Origin of the sequence: Streptomyces beijiangensis (assembly GCF_017315755.1) — a bacterium.
Classification (GTDB): Bacteria; Actinomycetota; Actinomycetes; order Streptomycetales; family Streptomycetaceae; genus Streptomyces; species Streptomyces beijiangensis.
This window is the reverse complement of the sequence record NZ_JAFLRJ010000707.1, coordinates 1-373: the sequence shown is the minus strand read 5'-3', so window position 1 is coordinate 373 and position 373 is coordinate 1. Positions and strand designations below refer to the sequence as shown.

Genomic DNA, 373 nt, shown 5'->3' with positions numbered 1-373 from the left:
CCGGCCCCGTCGAGCAGCGCGAACAACTCGTCCTGCGCCTGTGACCGGGCCGTGTGCCCCGAGAGCCCGCCCATCGTCCAGGCCTGCAGCATGGTCGGCGGCGCGATCCCCGGATAGGCAGGATGGCCATCGCCCATCGCCTCGCACCAGTGCCTGATCATCGCCTCGTTGACGACGTCCTTGCCGACCCCCGCGACAGCGGCGGCCCGTCCCTCGAAAACCTTCAACTCCCCCTCGATATTCATCGCTTACGGCTCCTCATCCCGAGCCGCATCGTCGCCACGATCTCCCGCTGCACCTCGCTCACCCCGCCCCCGAAGGTATTGATCTGCGCCGCCCGGTTCATCCGCTCCAGCTCACCGTCCCCGAAGAC

At 68.4% G+C, this 373-nt stretch carries 1 protein-coding gene and 1 pseudogene; both read right to left on the bottom strand.

Annotation, left to right across the window (positions count from 1 at the left end; all coding sequences use genetic code 11):
• Positions 1-245 (bottom strand): annotated as a pseudogene (locus J0695_RS38520) (MaoC family dehydratase N-terminal domain-containing protein); the annotation flags it as partial.
• Positions 242-373, bottom strand: a 132-nt coding sequence (locus J0695_RS38515) for an acyl-CoA dehydrogenase family protein (protein ID WP_277990094.1), incomplete at its 5' end; no start/stop codon positions are given. The gene J0695_RS38515 and the pseudogene J0695_RS38520, both read right to left, overlap by 4 nt.